The organism is uncultured Turicimonas sp. (assembly GCF_902477955.1).
Classification (GTDB): Bacteria; Pseudomonadota; Gammaproteobacteria; order Burkholderiales; family Burkholderiaceae_F; genus Turicimonas.
Window position 1 is genome coordinate 1 of sequence record NZ_CABSJB010000026.1, and the last position, 19085, is coordinate 19085.

General features: G+C 44.5%; 18 protein-coding genes and 1 tRNA gene. 13 read left to right on the top strand and 6 right to left on the bottom strand.

Annotated elements, in window-relative coordinates; translation table 11 throughout:
• Positions 1–79: 79 nt before the first annotated feature.
• Positions 80–155 (bottom strand) — tRNA-Asn (locus tag RDK53_RS08355).
• A gap of 90 nt (positions 156–245) precedes the next feature.
• A complete protein-coding gene (locus RDK53_RS08360; RefSeq protein ID WP_308514143.1) occupies positions 246–1448 on the bottom strand; it encodes an amino acid aminotransferase in 1203 nt (400 codons plus the stop codon).
• 632 nt (positions 1449–2080) lie between these two features.
• On the opposite strand from RDK53_RS08360, the gene speF reads away from it, so the two are divergent.
• Together speF and potE are read left to right on the top strand one after the other, a co-directional pair.
• A complete protein-coding gene (gene speF, locus RDK53_RS08365; RefSeq protein ID WP_308514144.1) occupies positions 2081–4273 on the top strand; it encodes an ornithine decarboxylase SpeF in 2193 nt (730 codons plus the stop codon).
• 66 nt (positions 4274–4339) lie between these two features.
• Positions 4340–5647, top strand: a complete 1308-nt coding sequence (potE, locus tag RDK53_RS08370) for a putrescine-ornithine antiporter (protein ID WP_308514145.1) — start codon at positions 4340–4342, stop codon at positions 5645–5647.
• A gap of 243 nt (positions 5648–5890) precedes the next feature.
• Here the strand turns inward: potE and RDK53_RS08375 are convergent, their stop codons facing one another.
• Entirely contained in the window at positions 5891–6133 is a 243-nt protein-coding gene (locus RDK53_RS08375) for a hypothetical protein (protein ID WP_308514146.1), read from the bottom strand.
• A 358-nt stretch (positions 6134–6491) separates the two neighbouring features.
• Here RDK53_RS08375 and uvrB point away from each other — a divergent pair, with 358 nt between their 5' ends.
• From uvrB to RDK53_RS08430, 11 genes are all read left to right on the top strand, one after another.
• Positions 6492–8537, top strand: coding sequence for an excinuclease ABC subunit UvrB (uvrB, locus tag RDK53_RS08380; RefSeq protein ID WP_308514147.1), 2046 nt, complete (start codon positions 6492–6494; stop codon positions 8535–8537).
• Positions 8538–8713: 176 nt separating this feature from the next.
• The gene (locus RDK53_RS08385) at positions 8714–9214 is read left to right on the top strand and encodes a low molecular weight protein-tyrosine-phosphatase (RefSeq protein ID WP_066595539.1); all 501 of its coding nucleotides are present in this window, start codon (positions 8714–8716) and stop codon (positions 9212–9214) included.
• Between the two features lie 386 nt (positions 9215–9600).
• The gene (locus tag RDK53_RS08390; protein WP_308514148.1) at positions 9601–10074 is read left to right on the top strand and encodes an Rrf2 family transcriptional regulator; all 474 of its coding nucleotides are present in this window, start codon (positions 9601–9603) and stop codon (positions 10072–10074) included.
• Positions 10075–10086: 12 nt separating this feature from the next.
• Entirely contained in the window at positions 10087–11295 is a 1209-nt protein-coding gene (locus RDK53_RS08395; protein ID WP_277041059.1) for an IscS subfamily cysteine desulfurase, read from the top strand.
• Between the two features lie 15 nt (positions 11296–11310).
• A complete protein-coding gene (gene iscU, locus RDK53_RS08400) occupies positions 11311–11706 on the top strand; it encodes a Fe-S cluster assembly scaffold IscU (RefSeq protein ID WP_066595546.1) in 396 nt (131 codons plus the stop codon).
• Complete coding sequence (gene iscA / locus RDK53_RS08405; protein ID WP_066595548.1) at positions 11706–12029, top strand: iron-sulfur cluster assembly protein IscA; 324 nt, start codon at positions 11706–11708, stop codon at positions 12027–12029. Before iscU ends, iscA begins: the two co-directional genes overlap by 1 nt.
• A gap of 20 nt (positions 12030–12049) precedes the next feature.
• Entirely contained in the window at positions 12050–12550 is a 501-nt protein-coding gene (hscB, locus tag RDK53_RS08410) for a Fe-S protein assembly co-chaperone HscB (RefSeq protein ID WP_308514149.1), read from the top strand.
• Positions 12551–12554: 4 nt separating this feature from the next.
• Positions 12555–14417, top strand: a complete 1863-nt coding sequence (hscA, locus tag RDK53_RS08415; protein WP_308514150.1) for a Fe-S protein assembly chaperone HscA — start codon at positions 12555–12557, stop codon at positions 14415–14417.
• 2 nt (positions 14418–14419) lie between these two features.
• A complete protein-coding gene (fdx, locus tag RDK53_RS08420; protein WP_277037719.1) occupies positions 14420–14758 on the top strand; it encodes an ISC system 2Fe-2S type ferredoxin in 339 nt (112 codons plus the stop codon).
• Between the two features lie 2 nt (positions 14759–14760).
• A complete protein-coding gene (gene iscX / locus RDK53_RS08425; protein WP_308514151.1) occupies positions 14761–14955 on the top strand; it encodes a Fe-S cluster assembly protein IscX in 195 nt (64 codons plus the stop codon).
• 200 nt (positions 14956–15155) lie between these two features.
• Positions 15156–15839 carry a hypothetical protein gene (locus RDK53_RS08430; RefSeq protein WP_308514152.1) on the top strand — a complete coding sequence of 228 codons (684 nt, stop codon included), beginning with the start codon at positions 15156–15158 and terminating at the stop codon, positions 15837–15839.
• A gap of 94 nt (positions 15840–15933) precedes the next feature.
• On the opposite strand, the gene RDK53_RS08435 is transcribed toward RDK53_RS08430, so the two are convergent.
• From RDK53_RS08435 to RDK53_RS08445, 3 genes are read right to left on the bottom strand one after another with little or no spacing between them, the layout of a single operon-like run.
• A complete protein-coding gene (locus RDK53_RS08435; RefSeq protein ID WP_308514153.1) occupies positions 15934–16788 on the bottom strand; it encodes an NUDIX domain-containing protein in 855 nt (284 codons plus the stop codon).
• Between the two features lie 2 nt (positions 16789–16790).
• Positions 16791–18314 (bottom strand): lysine--tRNA ligase, encoded by a 1524-nt coding sequence (gene lysS, locus RDK53_RS08440; protein ID WP_308514154.1) that lies wholly within the window; start codon positions 18312–18314, stop codon positions 16791–16793.
• A 2-nt stretch (positions 18315–18316) separates the two neighbouring features.
• Entirely contained in the window at positions 18317–19084 is a 768-nt protein-coding gene (locus tag RDK53_RS08445; RefSeq protein WP_308514155.1) for an SDR family NAD(P)-dependent oxidoreductase, read from the bottom strand.
• Position 19085 lies beyond the last annotated feature (1 nt).

The window sequence follows — 19085 nt, forward strand, 5'->3', positions numbered from 1 at the left end:
CCAACGACCTGCGGATTAACAGTCCGTCGCTCTACCGACTGAGCTATCGGGGAATGAAACTTTTTCAATTTTTAATCTTTGGCTCCCCGAGTTGGACTTGAACCAACGACCTGCGGATTAACAGTCCGTCGCTCTACCGACTGAGCTATCGGAGAATCAATGAGAACGTAACTATATACGAGTTTTTTTCTCAGTGCAAATCAAAAATAAGAAAAATTTTGTTTTTCTAGAAAGATGTCCTTTTTTTACAACACTTCTTTAATAGCCTTTGCAGTGTAGTCAACATTGGCCTTATTCAACGAAGCCACGCAGATACGTCCGGACTTAACGGCATAAACGCCGAACTCGTCTTTAAGTCTTTGAACTTGCTCAGGTGTCAAACGAGAGAAGGAGAACATTCCGTTCTGATTCTCAATGAAGGAGAAATCAACCTTGGCACCTTCCTTTTTGAGTGCTTCAGCCAGGAGGTGACGCATTTCTTTAATGCGTTCGCGCATCCCTTTCAAGTCTTCATGCCACTGCTGAAGAAGTTCCGGGTCGTTGAGGACGGCAGAAACAATCTTGGCTCCGTGAGCAGGGGGATTAGAGTAGTTAGCGCGAATAACGGACTTCAGTTTAGAGTTAACTCTCTTAGCTTCTTCTTCCGATTTGCAAACGACTGTGAGAGCGCCGATTCTTTCCCCGTAGAGAGAGAAGGATTTAGAGAAGGAGTTGGAAACAAAGAAAGGGATACCCGAATCAGCGAACTGTCTGATGGAGCCGGCGTCTTCGTTAAGTCCTGCACCAAAGCCCTGGTAGGCGATGTCTAAGAACGGAATGAGGCCTTTGTCGCGGCAAACGTCAACGACTTGTGCCCATTGTTCTTGAGTCAAATCAACACCGGTTGGATTGTGGCAGCAAGCATGAAGAATAACAACAGTATCTTTCTTTAATCCTTTGAGAGTTTCAAGCATGGCAGGGAAGTCGATTTCCCCTGTCTTTTTATCATAATAAGGATAAGAACCTACTTTGAAACCGGCGGATTCAAAGATGGCAACGTGGTTTTGCCAAGTCGGAGCACTGACGACAGCTTCTGGATTCTTAAGGACTGTGGCCAAAAAATCGGCACCGACTTTAAGAGCGCCTGTTCCGCCTAAAGACTGGACGGTGGCAGCACGTTTAGTCTTAACAACTTCAGAGTCCGGGCCGAAGATTAATTTCTGAACGCCTGAAGTAAAGGCAGGGATACCGGAAATCGGCAAATAAGTATGAGGTGCACCTGCTTCAGCAAGTTTCTTTTCAGTCTGCTCAACGACCTTCAGTAAAGGGACTTTCCCTTCCTCTGTGCAGTAGACGCCAATACTTAAATTAACCTTTTCCTTACGAGGGTCAGTTTTGAACGCTTCGTTTAATCCGAGAATAGGATCGTCCGGAGCCATTTCAACGACATCAAAAACAGAGGTACTCATCGTTTTTCCTTAAAAAGTTACTAATTGTGAAGATTTGAAACTTAACTTTATAAGACTAATCCAAAATTTGTATGGAAATCCGAATCAAGAGAGCTTTTTTGTAGCTCATAGGAGCGTTGACATGTAGAGATTTTTTTGATTGAAAAGGAAAGACAATTTTCTGAGAGATAGGGAGCAAAAATACGTGTGACCACAAAAGCAACAGGGGTGAATGAAACCAAACCCAAATTGAGAAAATTTATTGACAAATATCTTAGAGATATATAGACTTCTCTACGTCTGTTAAGACAATCTTAATTTTATTAGGAGTGCTGCCATGTGCATCTTCAACATCGGCAAGTGCCTATTCAACATAGGCATGCGCCGCACTCGTCATCTGACGCAGTTTTCAATGCGCGATTGCTTCTCATTCGATAAATTCAGCGGCACGGGCCGCTAGTCCTCTGCTCCAGCGGCTTTTAGCCCTCCTGGATCCTAACCATTTCCGGTTAAGTTCAAGTTTGTGATTCTCTATATCTCTCAGTGGGAAGAGATTGGTCGACTATTGCCGTTCATAAACTTGGGCACAAAATTCGCTTAAAAATTTTTTGATGGAGTTATTACTTTAAGTAATAAAACCAGAGGACACTATTATGCATAAAATGAAAATTGCTGCTTCCCAGAAAATTAAAGACATGCTTCAAGTTGAACGCGAAGTTGTAGACCTTGTCACAGCTGATTTAACTGAAGTTTCTGCAGTAGTTATTAGCCTTGACGACTACCGTAACGGTAAATTGAAGAGAGTTGATGCAACTGCATTCGGTCTTCCAATTTTCTTAATGATGGATTCCGATCAGGAAACACCTAAAGAATTGATCGGCCGTATCGTTGGTGTTATCAATGACGACCCAACAAACCGCCGTCTCTATGGCCGTCAAATCGACGAAGCCGCTAGAGGATACGAAAGCAAAGTTCTTCCTCCGTTCTTTGGGGCTCTTACACACTATGTAAGACAGGGTAAAGCACAATTTGACTGCCCGGGACACCAAGGTGGTTCTTATTTCCGCCGTCATCCGGCAGGCCGCGCTTTTTATGACTTCTTCGGTGAAGAAATCTTCCGTTCCGACCTCTGCAACGCAGACGTTTCTATGGGCGACCTTTTGATTCACGAAGGAGCTCCATGCGAATCTCAAAAAGCAGCTGCCAAGATTTACAACGCTGATAAGACTTATTTCGTTTTGAACGGTACATCCGCTTCTAATAAGGTTGTGCTGAATGCTTGTTTAACACCGGGAGACTTGGTTCTTTACGATAGAAATAACCATAAGTCCATTAATCACGGTGCTCTTCTCCAGGCTGGTGCAACACCGATTTATTTGGAAACTGCACGCAACCCCTATGGATTCATTGGCGGTATTGATGAAAAGTGCTTTGACGAAGCTTATTTAAGAAAGCTGGTTGCCGAAAAAGTTCCTGAAAAAGCAAATGCTAAGAGACCGTTTAGACTTGCCGTTATTCAGCTCGGTACTTATGACGGTACTATTTACAATGCCCGTCAAGTAGTTGACAAGATCGGCCATCTTTGCGATTACATTCTGTTTGACTCCGCATGGGTTGGTTATGAACAGTTCATTCCAATGATGAGAGACTGCTCTCCATTGCTTTTGGATTTGGGACCGGAAGACCCAGGTATTTTCGTTACACAGTCCGTTCATAAGCAGCAAGCAGGTTTCTCACAGACTTCTCAGATTCACAAGAAAGACTCCCATATTAAGGGTCAAGACAGATACATTCCTCATAAAGTCGTTAACAACGCCTTTATGATGCACGCTTCTACAAGCCCGTTCTATCCTCTCTTTGCCGCTCTTGACGTTAATGCCAAGATGCAGGAAGGTGAAGCAGGAAGAAGATTGTGGGCCGATTGCGTCAGAACAACTATTGAAGCTCGCAAACTTCTATTGGCAACTTGCCACTACATCAAGCCGTTTATTCCTACTAAGGTTAACGGAACTCCATGGCAGGATTATCCGACAGAACAGATTGCTACAGATCTGAACTTCTTCAAGTTCGGTCCCGGTGAAAAATGGCATGCCTTCGAAGGATACGGTCAGGATCAATACATTGTCGATCCATGCAAGTTCTTGCTCACAACTCCGGGTATCAATCCTGAAACAGGTGAATACGAAGAGTTCGGTGTTCCGGCAACTATTTTGGCCAACTACTTGCGTGAAAACGGCATCATTCCTGAAAAGAACGATTTGAACTCCATTTTGTTCTTGATGACTCCTGCCGAAGACAAAGAAAAGATGGACCATCTGGTTACACAGATTGCCCGCTTCGAAAGACTGCTTGATGAAAATGCAGCCCTTGAAGATGTTCTTCCAAGCGTTTACAAGGCCAACGAAGAACGTTACAAGGGTTATACAATCAGACAGCTCTGCCAAGAAATGCACGATTTCTACAAAGAGAGAAACATTAAGGAAATTCAAAAGCAAATGTTCCGCTTTGACTATTTCCCGAAATCTGTTGTTAATCCACAAGAAGCTCACTTTGCCTTCCTTCGCGGCCAAACTGATCTCATTCCAATGGATCAGGCAGAAGGCAGAGTCGCTGCTGAAGGAGCTCTTCCTTATCCACCGGGAGTTCTTTGCTGCTTCCCGGGCGAAGTTTGGGGAGGTCCGGTTCTGCAGTACTTCTTAGCATGGGAAGAAGCTATTAACCGTATGCCTGGATTCGCTCCAGAGCTGCAGGGTGTATACCTCAAGAACGAAGACGGCAAGAAGAGAGTTTATTGCTACGTCCTCAAAGAAGAGGTTGCAAAACGCTTGTCTCAGCCTAAAGCGTAATTTCTTCCAACGCCCGGAGCCGGGAGGCTCCGGGGATCAACTTACTTATTCGGATAAAAAAATATCATGTCTGAAAATCGTGCAAAGATGTCCGTCACGCAGTTGACACTGCTTACTGCTATTAACATGATGGGCTCCGGAATTGTTATGCTTCCTACAAAGTTGGCAGAAGTGGGAACTATCTCAATCCTCTCTTGGTTAATTACCGCTTTAGGTTCTTTGTGCTTGGCTTATGCATTTGCTAAGTGCGGAATGTTCAGTAAACGTCCAGGTATGGGCGGCTATACTGAATACGCATTCGGTAAGGCCGGTAACTTCATGGCAAACTACACGTACGGTGTATCTTTGCTGTTCGCTAATATCGCTATTGCTATTACATGTGTCGGTTATGGCGCTGAATTCTTGGAAATGGAACTAAGCCCGGTAGCCGTATGTATTTCTACAATCGTCGTGCTTTGGCTTTGCACAGTAGCAAACTTCGCCGGTGCCTCTATTACCGGCAAATTCAGCTCGGTTGCAGTTTGGTGCGCCATTCTCCCGGTTCTTTGCTTGTCCGTTATCGGCTGGTTCTGGTTCAGCCCGACAATGTACATCGAAGCTTGGAACCCTCATAACGAACCGTTCTTCAGCGCTGTCGGTGCTTCGATTTCCATGACTTTGTGGGCCTTCCTTGGATTGGAAAGTGCTTGTGCAAACTCTGACGCCGTTGACAATCCTGAAAAGAATGTTCCAATCGCAGTATTGGCTGCTACGATTGGTGTGGCAATCATCTACATTGTTTCCACCAACATCATCGCCGGTATCGTTCCTAACGCAGAACTCGTGAAATCTAATGCTCCGTTCGGTTTGACATTTACCATGATGTTCAACTCCACAATCGGTAAGATCGTCATGTTCATGTTGGTTCTGTCTTGTGCAGGCTCCACTCTTGGCTGGCAGTTCACAATTGCTAAAGTATTCCAGCAGTCTGCAGTTGACGGTTTCTTCCCGAAAGCCTTTGCTAAAGTCAACAAATGGGAAGCTCCGGTTCTCGGTATGCTGATTATTGTTGCAGTCCAGACAGGTTTCTGCTTCATGACAATCAGCCCGGAATTGTTCAAGCAGTTCAACAGACTCGTTGACCTCGCCGTTGTGACAAACATCATGCCTTACATCCTGTCTATGGCAGCTCTGCCGGTCATCATGAAGGCAGCTCATGTTGAAGTCACCAAAGCTAAAGTGTATGTCTTCATCGGTTTCATCGGTGCGGTTTACAGCTTCTACGCTTTGTTCTCCACCGGCATCAACGAAGTTTTCTGGGGTTCTTTAGCCACATTCCTCGGTTGGACTCTCTGGGGCTTTATCGCACCGAAGTTCAGTAAAAATGAAGCTTAATAAATCCTAACTTAGCAATTCTCCAGGGTACGCAAAGGGCGCCGTAAGGCGGTCTTTGTGTCACTGTCTGTTTTGAAGTTGTTTTCGGTATAAAAATAAGAATGGTTAAGAAGGACAATTCTTCTCAGTCGCGCGATATGACGATAATGTTGAGCAAATAAGCCCAGAGTTTTTAAGTACAAAAAATTGGACCAAGAGAAATTGAAATCCCAGGTCCAACTTTTTCAAAACTTCTATGAAAAATTAATTTTTAGCGATAAGGCTCGGTTCTGTGAAGATTTTTCCTGTGTAGTCGATCTTGACCAGAATGTGTTTGTTTTCTATCTGGATTCCTTCAACTTTCACTTCCTTTTTGACGAAAGCTGTTTTAACCGGAACAAACTTTCCTTTAGAAAGAGAGTCTGCGTCCCAGCGATGAACGAATTTAGCGTTTGCAGTACCAAAAACCAAAAGACCAGCGGCTAAGATCAAGAAAGTTTTCTTCATTTTTCCCCTCCTTTGTTCTGCGATCATCCTAGCATGTCAATCGAAAGAGAGGTATTAGGGTTTGGTCTCCAGGGAATTTTGCCGACGAGGAAATATTTCACAATTTTTTGTTTACTAAATTCTTTTGGAACAAGGCGGGACGGGTGCCGCAGAAAATCGGTGAAAAGGAAAGAGACAAAATTAATGACTTCAATATGTTGTGGAAAGAATGATACAGTCGAGTTCTTCTCTTTGATATTTTTCCCTAAAGCCATTACAGAGGCTCTGGAAATTGCCTTTCTCATCTCAAATTGAAAATCTATACTCTTTGGAATTGACTGCGAGTGATAGGATTATCCGAGTAGTTAGGAGAAGTTAGTTGGCAAATATTATTCGTTATCCAAATTCCCCGTTTGAACTCCACCAACCTTTTGAGCCGGCAGGCGATCAACCGCAGGCAATTAAAGAATTAGTGGAAGGCGTAGAAGACGGACTTGCGGCACAGACCCTATTAGGGGTGACCGGCAGCGGTAAAACTTTTACCATGGCCAATGTAATTGCCAAAACAGGGCTGCCGACCCTTATCATGGCTCCGAATAAAACCTTGGCTGCACAGCTCTATTCGGAAATGAGAGATTTCTTCCCGAATAATGCCGTTGAATATTTCGTCAGCTACTACGATTACTATCAGCCGGAAGCCTACGTTCCCCAGCGCGACCTCTTTATTGAAAAAGATTCTTCAATTAACGAGCACATCGAACAGATGCGTTTGGCCGCTTCTAAGAGTGTGCTGGAAAGACGTGACGTCATTATTGTGGCGACCGTCAGTGCAATTTACGGTATCGGGAAACCGGAGTCCTACACGGAAATGCGGCTTATCTTAAAGCGCGGACAAAGAATTGATCAGCGTGACTTGATTGCTCATTTGGTCAGAATCCAATATCAGAGAAATGATATGGATTTCACTCGAGGGACGTTCCGCGTCCGTGGCGATACTATCGATGTATTCCCGGCCGAGCATTCAGAATTGGCATTGAGAATTCAGCTCTTTGATGATGAAATTGAGGAAATGTATTTCTTCGATCCGCTGACAGGGAAGGTCAGACATAAAGTGGATCGTTTCTCGATTTATCCGACTTCTAACTATGTAACACCGCGCCATGACATTCTTCGGGCTATTGACACGATTAAGGAAGAACTTAAAGAAAGAGAAGCCACATTTCTGAGCGAAGGAAAGCTGCTGGAAGCTCAGAGAATTAAAGAAAGAACTCAGTTCGACCTCGAGATGCTAAATGAACTCGGTTTCTGTAAAGGCATTGAGAACTACAGCCGTCATTTATCGGGTGCGTTACCGGGAGAACCTCCTCCGACGTTAATTGATTATCTGCCGAAAGATGCCTTGATGTTCTTTGATGAATCACATGTCTTGTTGGGTCAGATAGGGGGAATGTACCGAGGCGACGCATCAAGAAAAGACACTCTTGTTCAATACGGTTTCAGACTGCCGAGTGCTAGAGACAACCGTCCGCTTAAATTTGATGAGTTTGAACGGAAGATGAGAAGGGCAATTTTTGTTTCCGCTACTCCTTCCAAATATGAGGCTGAACATTCGTCGCAGATTGTTGAGCAAGTGGTTCGCCCGACAGGTTTGATCGATCCGGAAGTAGAAGTACGTCCGGCAGGCACTCAGGTGGATGATGTATTAGCTGAAATCAAAGAGCGGGTGCCCAAAGGACAAAGAATATTAATAACGACACTTACCAAGAAAATGGCAGAAGATCTGACTGAGTTCTTGGAAGATAACGGAGTTAAGGTTCGTTACTTGCACTCTGATATTGACACGGTTGAAAGAGTGGAGATCATCCGAGATTTGCGTGCCGGCGTTTTCGATGTGTTAGTGGGCATTAACTTGCTTCGTGAAGGCTTGGATATTCCTGAGGTCGCTCTTGTGGCTATTTTGGATGCAGATAAAGAAGGGTTCCTGCGCAGTGAGCGATCTTTAATTCAAACCATCGGCCGCGCAGCACGTAATGTCGAAGGAAAAGCTATTCTTTACGCCGATAAAATTACCGACTCCATGCGTTTGGCTATGGAGGAAACGGAAAGAAGACGCAAGAAACAAAGCGACTTCAATAAGGCTCACGGAATTACGCCGAAGAGCGTAAAGAAAGAAATCAAAGACATTATTGATGGAGTCTACAAAGATCTGGTTGATGATCCGGCTTCAAATCTTGTTGACGGGATGGACTGGGAAAGAATGGATCCCAAAGAGCTGGCCAGAGAGATCAAAAAACTGGAAAAAGAAATGTTCGAGTGTGCTAAGAATTTGGAATTTGAGAAGGCTGCTGCTATTCGCGACAAACTAAGCACCGTGAAAAAACAAGTTTTTGGTGCTGACGGCCACGACTCTGATGAAAAAATCTAAAAAATTTCGTCACAAAAGAGCGCAAGATAGGAAAATACATACTTTTATTTTTCAATAATTTTGCTTACTATATATCAGCCTTAAAAGAGGCATTGTCCCTTTTAAGAGCGATTTCTGTGCCTGTTTTAACGTAACTGGCTGGATTTGAAGAAAAAAATTAAAAATTGGCGTAATTAATTATGGTTAAAGTTTTATTTGTCTGTATGGGAAATATTTGCCGTTCCCCTACTGCTGAAGCGGTTTTTGAAAAAATGGTCCGTGAAGCTGGCTTGAGCGATCGTGTTATCGTTGATTCTGCCGGTACTCATGGCTATCACGTCGGAGAGGCTCCGGACGTTCGTGCTCAAATCGCAGGAAGGAAGCGCGGATATGATCTTTCCAACCTTAAAGCCAGACAAATAACGGTGGATGATTTCCGCGAATGCGACTTCATTTTAGCTATGGACTGGGAAAATCTTACTGCAATGCAGCAGATTTGCCCTCCTATGTACAAGCACAAATTGGCTCTCTTGATGCGTTATGCGAGCGAAAACGACACGGCTGTTGTTCCTGATCCGTACTATGGCGGCAACGAAGGCTTCAACACAGTGTTGGATTATTGCGAAGATGCGTGTGAAGGTCTACTTGATGTTGTCAAGAAGAGAGCCTCTATGTACACGCCTTCAAGAAACTTCTAAAATTACGCGCTTACTAAAGGACCGAAAAGGTCCTTTTTTAGTATCTGGGATTTATCCCGAGGAATCTTTCGCCTAACAACTTGCTTGCTCAAAACCTTTCCGGCAACGATTTCCTGTTCACCATTAAATATCTTCTCAACAGCATCATCTTTTCGAATGAGAAAATCGTTTTCTCGAATAATCGCTTCTAATTCATTTATTTTTTGGACTCAAAATAGTTTCGTTTATTTAACAAACACTTGGAAAGAATCCCAGCAGTTTTACTTATCTGATAATTAAAAATTCGAGCAAAGTTCTCATGCTCAGGATGAAAAATAATATTTCCGACAGTTGCACTCGGAAATTGATGAGAGTATATTTCCGACTAAATTAATCGGAATAGGATAATGAAGCTTACTACTAAAGGAAGATTTGCTGTCACTGCGATGCTTGATATTGCGCTTCAAGCCCCGCAGGAGCATGTCACTATAGCGGAAATAAGTGCTAGAAGACACTTATCCCCGTCCTATCTCGAACAGCTTTTCGGAAAACTGAGAAAGGCAGGTTTGGTTGAAGGCAATCGCGGCCCAAAAGGCGGCTACCGCTTAGCTAAATCTTCCGATCAGATTCGAGTTGACGAGATCCTTGATGCCGTAGATTCAACCCTGAAAACTTCCGAATGTACAAAGTCTCGAGCCGGTTGCGACGGCCAGGGAGAATGTATCACCTTTGATTTATGGGACAGCCTCAATGAAGAAATGCGAAAGTTTCTCCATGGCATTTCTCTTAAAGATCTTGCGGAAAAGAAGCTGCTTAAGGATCAAGGTATTCAACAAGTAAAGATTGTTAAACCTTCAAAATCTAATTGCTCTAAAAAATAAATGGAGTCCATAATGAAATTCCCTATCTATCTTGACTACTCTGCAACAACTCCAACTGACCCAAGAGTTGTAGAGAAGATGATTCCCTACCTGAATGAACATTTCGGTAATGCGGCTAGTACAAGCCATCCTTACGGTTGGGATGCAAAGGAAGCCGTTGAAAACGCCCGTGCAGAAGTTGCAAAATTGATCAACGCCGATCCGAAAGAAATCGTTTGGACTAGCGGTGCAACAGAAAGCGATAATTTGGCTATCAAAGGTGCAGCCAGATTCCACAAGGATAAGGGCAAACATTTAATCACAGTCAAGACAGAACACAAGGCAGTTCTTGACTCCATGAGAGAGCTTGAAAGAGAAGGTTTTGAAGTTACTTACTTAGGTGTTGGCAAAGACGGTTTAATCGACCTCGACGAGCTCGCTAAAGCAATGCGTCCTGACACAACATTGGTTTCCGTTATGGCTGTCAACAACGAAATCGGTGTTATCCAAGATATCGAAAAGATCGGTGAAATGTGCCGTGAAAGAGGCATCCTCTTCCACTGCGATGCCACACAGGCCGCCGGTAAGATCCCTCTGGATATGGAAAAGCTCAAAATTGATTTGATGAGCTTGTCCGCTCACAAAGTCTACGGTCCGAAAGGCATGGGAGCTCTTTACGTTCGCCGCAAGCCTCGCGCCAGAATCGAAGCTATCATTCACGGCGGCGGCCATGAAAGAGGTATGAGAAGCGGTACGCTTGCTACTCACCAGATCGTCGGAATGGGCGAAGCTTATCGTTTGGCCCGTCTCGAATTAGAGCAGGAAGCCGAAAGAGAAAGAAAATTGCGCGACAAGCTTCTCAAAGGCCTTTCTGAAATTGAAGCCGTTCATGTTAACGGTAGCATGGAACATCGCGCTCCGTTCAATTTGAATATGAGTTTTGAGTTCGTTGAAGGCGAAGCTTTGATGGCTCGCTGCAAAGACGTTGCCGTTTCTTCCGGCTCCGCTTGCACATCTGCCAGCTTGGAACCTTCTTATGTTCTGAAAGCCTTAGGAATCGATGATGAGTTGGCTCACAGCTCCATCCGTTTCTCTATCGGCAGATTTACAACCGAAGAAGAAATCGACTACACCATCAAGCTCTTCAAAGAAAATGTAGCAGCATTAAGAGAGCTTTCTCCGTTGTGGGAAATGCACAAAGAAGGTACAGATCTCAAGTCTGTCGAGTGGAAAGAACATTAATAAGGAATTGAAGTAATGCAATACAGCGAAAAAGTAATGGACCATTTCAACCATCCGAGAAATGTCGGACGTTTGGATAAAAATGATCCCAATGTCGGAACGGGAACACGTGGGGCTCCTGCTTGCGGCGATGTGCTTAGTCTCCAGATTAAAGTCAATGACCAAGGTGTTATCGAAGACGCTAAGTTCAAAACTTACGGCTGCACTAGCGCTATCGCTTCCTCTTCTTTGGTCACCGAATTGATCAAAGGTAAGACTCTTGAAGAAGCTCAACAGCTCAAAAATACGGCTATTGCTGAAGAGTTGGAACTTCCTCCTGTCAAAATCCACTGCTCAATTCTTGCAGAGGATGCTATTAAGGCAGCCGTAGAGGATTACCGTCATAAACAAGAACAATTAGGAAAGAAATAATGGCAGTTACATTGACTGAAAAAGCCGCTGAACACGTTCAGAAGTTCTTGACAAAGCGCGGCAAGGGCATTGGGATTCGCGTCGGCGTGAAGACCAGCGGATGCTCCGGCATGGCTTACGCTCTTGAATTTGCTGATGCAGCAGAGCCTGAAGACAATGTTTTCGAGTCTTACGGAATCAAGGTCATTGTTGATCCGAAGAGCCTTGTTTACATTGACGGTACAGACATCGATTTCGTGAAAGAGGGGCTGAACTCCGGATTTAAGTTCACCAATCCGAACGAGAAAGAAAGCTGCGGCTGCGGCAAATCCTTTCACGTTTAATTCAGTTTAGGAGAGATGAGTTGACTGCTTTTAATGCTTTTCAAATTTTTAATATGCCCGTGAGCTTCAAGATTGATGAAGCTGAACTCGGACAAAAATACTTCCAGATTCAGAAAATGGTGCATCCGGACAGGTTCGCATCTGCCTCTGAGGCTGAAAAGAGAAATGCTCAGCAGTGGTCAACTCGTTTGAACGATGCCTACTCCGTTCTGAAAGACCCCATCCAAAGAGCCAAGCTTGTTTGTGCGCTTTTGGGGTCTCCGGTGGATGAAGAATCCAGCGGCTCAATTAATGAAGAGTTTTTAATGGATCAGCTGATTCGCCGCGAAGAAATCTCAACAGCTAAAGAAGCAAATGATGAGGCCCGGCTGGGGAAGCTAAAAGAAGAAATCTCTGAGGAAAAAGAAGACTTGCTGAAAAAAGTCGAACATTCTTTGGACGAGGATAAAGATCCAAAAACTGCCGGTGAGAACATTAAAAAAATAATGTTCCTCGCAAGGCAATTAGAAGATTTGAAATAACTTTATGTCTTTATTGCAAATTTCCGAACCCGGTATGTCAACCGCTCCCCATGAGGAGCGGTTAGCCGTAGGTATAGACCTAGGAACTACCAATTCCTTAGTGGCGACCGTGCGTAATGGCTCACCGGAAGTACTTGTTGATGAAAAGGGAGAAAAGCTTCTTCCTTCCGTTGTTAGATATCTTGAAAACGGAGAGGTGGAAGTCGGTGAAGAAGCCAGACTGAAATCTTCGGAAGATCCTCTCAATACAATTTCTAGTGTTAAAAGATTAATGGGCAGAAGTGCTGACGAAGTCAGACAAGAGGGCTCTTACATCTCCTACGATCTAACAGATGGCGAAGGAATGCTTAGACTTCGCACAGTAAACGGGGAAAAATCTCCGGTTGAAGTTTCTGCAGAAATCCTTAAAAAGCTTAAATTACGGTCTGAAGAAGCGTTAGGCGGTGAACTTGTCGGTGCTGTTGTAACAGTTCCGGCTTATTTCGATGATGCTCAAAGACAAGCAACCAAAGATGCTGCCAAATTGGCAGGATTAAACGTATTGCGTTTGTTAGCCGAGCCAACGGCTGCCGCATTAGCTTACGGGCTTGATAAAGGAGCCGAAGGTCTTTATATCGTGTTCGACTTGGGAGGCGGTACTTTTGACGTCTCTATCCTGCGCTTGTCCAAGGGAGTGTTTGAAGTTCTTGCCACCGGCGGCAATAGCCAGTTAGGCGGCGACGATTTCGACCAAAGATTGTATTGCTGGATTTTGGAACAGGCTGGATTATCCTTCCTCAACAAATCCGATTCACGTCTTCTCTTGGGAAAAGCCAAACAAGCTAAAGAACATTTGACTACTCACGAAAGGGCAGTTATTCACGCAACTTTGAGCGACGGAAAGATTGTTAATCTGACTATTTCCAGAGAGGCTTTTGCTGCTATCACCGCTCATCTTGTTAATAAATGCATTGAAACGACAAAAAACACTCTTAAAGATGCAGGCTTGAAACGCAGCGAAATCAAAGGAGTTGTTTTAGTCGGCGGTTCAACCCGTATGCCAAATGTTCGTGAAGCGGTAGAAAACTACTTTGATCAGCCGCCTTTAACCGATATCGATCCGGATGAAGTGGTTGCGGTTGGAGCTGCGATGCAGGCCAACTTGCTTGCCGGCAATCAATCCGGTGAAGATTGGCTTTTGTTAGACGTTACTCCGCTGTCTCTCGGCATCGAAACTATGGGCGGCCTGGTAGAAAAAGTCATTCCAAGAAATACGGCAATTCCAGTTGCCATGGCGCAAGATTTCACAACCTTCAAGGACGGCCAGACAGCAATGTCTTTCCACGTCGTTCAAGGCGAAAGGGACATGGTCGAAGATTGCCGTTCTTTGGCAAAATTCTCGCTTAGAGGAATTCCTCCGATGGTTGCCGGAGCTGCAAGAATCCGCGTTACCTTCCAGGTGGATGCCGACGGTCTTCTTTCAGTTTCCGCAAGAGAAAACACCACGGGAGCAGAAGCGTCCGTTTCAGTTAAGCCTTCCTATGGTTTGAGTGAGGATGAAATCACTAGAATGCTTAAAGATTCTCACGGTCATGCCGAAGAGGATATGAAACTGAGAGAATTGCGTGAGCAGAAAGTTGAAGCAGCCCGCTTGCTTGAATCTACAGAGTCCGCTTTAAAGACTGATGCCGACTTGCTTAATGCTGAGGAACGTTCTCAAATCGACGCTTTAATTGAGGATCTTGTTCGCGTTAAGGAGCAAGATGACACTGAGGCCATTAAGAAAGCAATCAATGCCCTTTCTAAAGGGACTGAAGATTTCGCTGCCCGCAGAATGAATCGAACAATCCTTGCAGCTTTGCAGGGTAAGTCTGTTTACGAGGTATAAAGATGCCAAAAATTACAGTTCTCCCCCATGAAACTATTTGCCCTAATGGCAAGGAATTTGAAGTACCGGCAGGTACTAACTTAGCTCGTGCTTTATTGGACAACGGCGTTCCAATTGAACACGCCTGCGAATTGTCTTGTGCATGTACAACTTGCCACTGCTATATCGACAAAGGATTCGATACCCTTGCTCCAGCTGAGGACGATGAGGAAGACTTGCTTGATCAGGCCTGGGGATTGAAGTCTAATTCAAGACTGTCTTGCCAAACAACAGTTGGCGATGAAGACATTACCGTGGAGATTCCTAAGTACTCCAGAAACCACGCTAGGGAAGCTTTTTAAGTATGAAGTGGTCTGATACAAGAGATATTGCTATTGCTTTAGCGGATGAGTATCCCGATCAGGATCCATTGAAGCTTGGTTTTCCGCAGATGCATCAGATGATCTGTGGACTTGACGGGTTTGAAGATGATCCTGAGGCCAGTAATGAAAAGATCCTTGAAGCGATCTTAATGGCGTGGCTTGATGAAGTTGAGTAATTCAAGCAGTTAGGGAAGCAACTGGACTTTCCGACATAAACAAAAGCGGCCACAAGGCCGTTTTTGTTTGTGGAAAAAATAATAACTAATGTTGAATCTCCGAGGTGATTTGGAGCATTATTAGATGGTAGATTTTTTGCTGCAGCAGAAGATATTCAAACTCAATCAATTATTCAATAATCTCAATCAGGAGTCTAATTTTGAAGAAAATACTTCTATCTTCCATTATCTTTCTTGCTCTTCTTGGATGTAAATCTGAGATTGATTTGCCCGTGAAATATTCTCAAGTTTTTGGAAAGCCTCAGCCGAGTACTGGAACTCTTTCGATAGAAGTTCCCGATTGTAAGGAAGAGGCAACAGAAATGGAAAGTTCATCCGTTTTGGAAGCCAAACAAAAAGTCAATTATATTTTTTCTGGTGCCAAATATCTTGGATGTAAAGAGGAAGGTTTTGAAAGCTTCGTTTCTTTTGAGGTGCCTTTCATAATTGGTGGTGTCGGTATGAGAGACTGCAGGAAAAATGAAATTTGCGTGGCCTCCAGTCAGAACAATCAAAATATGAATGTCTTTGTAGGTGAAGAGATCCGCAAAAAGATAACGCTAATTGCCCGAGGCTTCACTTTTTTTGACCCTGATAATTTACGGATTACTCTTACAGTAGATAACGATAGCGGACAGAGCCTGTCTGTGAGAATTCCTAGTGCCTTTTTACGTCACGAAGGAGAAGAAATTCCTTTACATAACACTCGTGGAGGAAACTTTCCGGAAGATACTCTTAAGTTTACATTGAGCAATGTCGCTTCCGCTCAACTTATTAGAGGAAGAGGTGTAGCGACTGCTATGGAATTTCCAGATCGTGAATATGTTGCTCCTCCGCATAAATAAGAAGGCATCGTTGCGAGGATATATGAAAACTACGTTAAGGTAGGAAGTAATGTATTGAAAGCATTAAAGTATTCCTAATCCCAAGATAGAAGATTTAGCTCTTCTGATAGTTAAAGAGATCGGCTGAAAGGCCGTTCTTGTTGGCAATTGATAATAGAACAGACAGAGAAGATTCAAATGTGAATGCACCGACAGCAGCTCTTTGAATCACTTCTTCCTGTGTTAAAAGTTCGAATTTCTCGACTTCTCCGTCAACATTGTGAGGAACAAAGTTGTCGCTAACATCAGCATCGAACATAATCGTATGCTCGAACATCCATCCTTCGGTTACTGCTCTGGAAATCAAATGGCGCTCTAGAAAATGAAATTGGAGAGTCCCTTCTTCGATACCGGCTTCCTCCCAGCTTTCTCGTGCCATGGCTGTCGGAAATGTCTCGCCGATGGGTACCATGCCGGCAGCGCAATTATCCCAATAGCCCGGGTTTATTGCCTTCTTAAATGAACGTTGGGCTACCCATAGACGGCCGTCTTGTGTGTAAGGATTTAGATGAACGGCAAAGGTTGAAAGAGCAAATGGTCTGGCCATCGCTCTTTCAATTTCGGCTAATACCGTGGTTCTCCCGAAGTCTTTGACAGAAACCACTGGTAGTAACTCGTCTCGCCACGCTGTGACGAGACTGGATTGTTTAAAAATCTGAGAAATTGCAGCAATTCTTTTAGAAGCTTGCTGCGCATCATCTGCCAAAATCCGACATCTGGAACACGGTCCGTCAAGCTCAATAAAACGGAATGTTTTCTTGAGAAAAACGGCTTCTTTGCTCTTCAAATGTCCGACAAGAATATCGTTTAAAAATAAAGGAATTCTTGTCGCAGGAATCTTCTCATCAGCTTGTTTTCCTAGCGTGGTAAGAATGTTAACTAACAGATCTTTGGCAGAATTACTCAGCATGTTTATGACTCGGGACGCATGTGTGGGAAGAGAAGAACATCACGGATGCTGGCAGAATCCGTCAAGAGCATGACGAATCTGTCTAAACCTACACCGCAGCCGCCTGTCGGAGGAAGACCGTATTCAAGAGCGCGAACATAGTCAGCGTCGTAGTACATGGCTTCATCGTCGCCTTCCGCTTTGAGTTTTGCTTGAGCTTGGAAACGAGCGGCCTGATCTTGAGGATCATTCAATTCGCTGAAGCCGTTTGCTGTTTCACGTCCGGCCATGAAAAGTTCAAAGCGTTCTGTGATTTCCGGATTCTTGTCGGAAGCACGGGCTAACGGAGAGATTTCAACCGGATAGTCAATGATGTATGTCGGCTGAATCAATTTGGCTTCTGTTGTTGCTTCGAACATGGCCATTTGAAGGGCGCCGATACCAACGTTCTTCTTCTGTGGCTCTCCGAGTCTTTCCAGTTCTTTGTGCATGAAGTCGGCGTCTTCAAGATTTTCTGCTGTGTACTGCGGGCAGTATTTAAGAACGGCGTCTTTTGCTGTCAGGCGATCAAACGGCTTGGAAAGGTCGATGGTGTGACCCTGATACTGAATAATTTCTGTGCCGATAGTCTGGTTGGCAACAAAGCGGAGAAGTTTTTCTGTGTAATCCATGAGCCAGTGGTATTCCTTGTAGGCTGCATAGAATTCCATCATGGTGAATTCAGGATTGTGACGAACGTCCACACCTTCATTACGGAAGGAACGATTCAATTCAAATACACGTTCAAAACCGCCGACAACCAATCTCTTCAAATAAAGTTCGGGAGCGATACGGAGGTACATGTCCATATCGAGGGCATTGTGATGAGTAATGAACGGCTTTGCAGAAGCTCCGCCCGGAATCGGATGAAGCATTGGAGTTTCAACTTCCATGAAGCGGTGTTCCATCATGAACTGACGTGTAGCGGCAATGGCTTTAGAGCGGATTCTGAATGTCTTGCGTGTGTCTTCGTTCATGATCAGGTCAACGTATCTTTGGCGATAACGGATTTCTTGATCGGACAGACCATGGAACTTGTCAGGAAGCGGACGGATGTTCTTGGTCAAAAGTCTGAGAACTTTGACGCGGACGGAGAGTTCGCCTTTTTGTGTGCGGAACAGTGTGCCTTTGGCACCGACGATATCACCGATATCAATAGTCTTCTTGAAGAGTTCGTAAGTTTCAGGACCAACTTCTGCAAGAGTGATGAAGAACTGGATAGTGCCGCTGACGTCTTTAACTGTAGCAAAGCTGGCTTTGCCCATAACTCGTTTCAACATGACGCGGCCGGCGACTTGAACTTCAACCGGATTGGCTTCTAATTCTTGTGCAGAAGTGTTTTCGTACTTGGCACGAATATCGCCGAGTTCTTCTTTTTTCTCGAAGTCATTCGGATAAGCGGGACCTGCCTGGCGAAGCTTGTCTAACTTGGCGAGTCTCTCTTCGATAATGTGGTTTTCCTGCTCTTTGATCTCTACTTGATCTTTTGCGTTTTCTTGATTTTGCATTTTTATCCTTCGAAGGAAATGTTTCTGATATCGGTAATGGTTTCTTGTCCGAAAGCAGGGCTGTCCAGATAGGCCAAAAGTTTGGCGGCAGCCTTATCAGGCGAAGTTAATTTACTCTCTTCTTTGAGGGTTTTAAATCTTTCGACTTGCGGAAAATCTTCCGAAGAGAGTGAACGAATTTGTTCTTGCATTCCGGTGTCAACGACGCCGGGAGCAACGGAGGAAATCTTGAGATCGATTCCGTGGATTTTGGCGTCCTCGGAAACGGTAGAAGAAAATCTGTCTAAGGCTGCTTTGGTCGAACAGTACATGGCCCAGCCCGGAACGTCTTTTCTAGCGGCGCCGGAAGAAATATTCATGATTCTCTTCGGCGCTTTCCAATTCTTGGTTAATTCTAAAAATCTCTGAATAATAAGAACCGGTGCTTCAAAGTTAATGCGGATCGTGTGATCGATGTCAGGAGCAGAGGCCTCAGAAATCGGTCCGACAGGTCCGAGAACTCCGGCATTGTTGATGAGCCTGACAGAAGAGAATTGCTCCGGCGAGGCTTGGTTAATCAGCCAGGAAACTGTCGAAACTGTGGAATTAAGATCTGTTAAGTCAACGGGAAGCTGAATTAACTCACAGCCGCGTTCTTTGGCGATTCCGACAAGCTCAGTGTCCGGATGACGCTCAATGGTGGCAACGGTATCGCCTACCTTCATGCATTGAAGTGCCAGCTGCTTGCCTAAGCCCTTGGAGGCACCGGTGATGATGGTTAGTGTCGACATC